This window comes from Desulfurococcus sp. (genome assembly GCF_049970475.1).
Lineage (GTDB): Archaea > Thermoproteota > Thermoprotei_A > Sulfolobales > Desulfurococcaceae > Desulfurococcus > Desulfurococcus amylolyticus.
The window spans coordinates 1-1,604 of record NZ_JBMFMW010000153.1 but is presented as its reverse complement, the minus strand read 5'-3'; the positions used below and the strand labels follow the sequence as shown (position 1 = coordinate 1,604).

2 protein-coding genes are annotated in these 1,604 nt (G+C 47.0%); both read right to left on the bottom strand.

Annotation, left to right across the window (positions count from 1 at the left end; translation table 11 throughout):
• Positions 1 to 81 precede the first annotated feature (81 nt).
• Positions 82 to 831, bottom strand: a complete 750-nt coding sequence (locus ACP5N5_RS06920) for a ribonuclease Z (protein WP_428134481.1) — start codon at positions 829 to 831, stop codon at positions 82 to 84.
• The coding region (locus ACP5N5_RS06915; protein ID WP_428134478.1) for a TRM11 family SAM-dependent methyltransferase at positions 821 to 1,604 on the bottom strand (784 nt) is incomplete at its 5' end. The genes ACP5N5_RS06915 and ACP5N5_RS06920, both read right to left, overlap by 11 nt.

Genomic DNA, 1,604 nt, shown 5'->3' with positions numbered 1-1,604 from the left:
ATTGTCACCTATCAACCCAGTATAAACCCCTCCTCTAAACACCAAAAAGACTCCAGCCCACACCTTAGAGCGGAGAGGAGATCACAGGTAGAGGATTGAGAAGTCGCGGGCAACAATAGTGTTTGAGAAGAATCTCAATGCATCCCTCAATACTTCCTCATCACTATGCCTCGCACTTATATGTGTCAACACAAGGGATGCAACCCCGGCTTCGATGGCTGTCAGGGCTGCATCCTTAGATGTTGAATGATACTCCTCATGTGCCTCACTACTCATCTCACTCGTAAACGTTGACTCATGGATCAATACATCTACTCCTTTGCAGTTCTCAACAATAGTATTACAGGGCATAGTGTCCCCGGTATAGCACAGTGATTTCTTACCTATTCCAACACGGAACCCATAGGCTTCCACACCGTGTTGAACCGGGTATGCTTCCACGCTGATCTTCTCATCACGATAGACCTCGCCACTGGTTATCATCGTTAGCTCAAGGGGGAAGACCGTTCTCATCAACTTCTTCTCGACTACGACCTTGATATGCTCTTCCACCTCTTTTGGGACAACTAGTTTAAGAGCCTCTTTCCTATCCATTAAACCCATTGTCTGGAGAAGCCCGAAGAGCCCGAGATAGTGGTCTCCATGGGGGTGGGTTACGAAGACAGCCTTCACCTTGATGGGGCTTAAACCAGCTTTAAACATCCTTGACTGGCATCCCTCGCCTACGTCTAGTAGGTATATGTTTGAATCCACTCTTAGGGCGATACAAGGGAGCCCCCTGGTAACCGGTATCGCTGCCCCGGTACCTAGGAAGAATACTTTAGTGCTCATTCTTTCTCACCACGTAGATTACTCTTGTAAGCCCTCCATGAACGTATTGATAATACCTTGATACCTCGGTGAAACCGTTGCGGCATAGCAGCTCACCCACTACTTCTTCAAGCTCTATTGGAGTCATAAAACTCATGTAGCTATTATTCCTTAGTATACTCCATGCTTTATCAATGAACATGCTGTATAACTCCAGATAGCTGTGGCCATGCATGCTAGCTCCTCTTCCATAGGGGGGATCGGTTGCTATGGCATCGACGCTGATTAAATCCAAGAGTGTGGAGTCGCCTAGAATAGGTATGGCATTTGTATTGTAGAATCTAAGGTTCTCCTCCATTCCATGAACAAGCTTCCAGTCTACTTCAACACCGATTCCCCTGATATTCATGGACCAAGCCTCCAGTAATATGCTGCCCGTGCCGGCGAAGGGGTCGAGTAACACCATCCCCTCCCTGATCCTCGTAAGGTTCACCAGCAGCCTTGACACATCAGGTGTTAACGCTATGCTTCTCTTATACGGCCTATGCCTTCCACTCCTATAGTACATGCCTTTAGAGTCCTGTTCAACAGTCTTCAACCCTATGAAGACTAATCCATCGCTAAACAATAACCTGAGATTAGATCTCCCAGTGTTCACTATTCTTACGCCATGCCTCTCCCCAAGGTATAAAGTATACTTCTCGGCGGTAGTGTTGCTAACGCTGTTTTTCAATATTGACGCGTGTACCTCACTATTGCCGAGCAAGTGTTTCTCCAGGATCACTGATGGATCA

Coding starts and splice junctions, on each gene's coding strand:
- ACP5N5_RS06920 (WP_428134481.1), bottom strand. CDS start 831: ATGAGCACTAAAGTATTCTTCCTAGGTACCGGGGCAGCGATACCGGTT.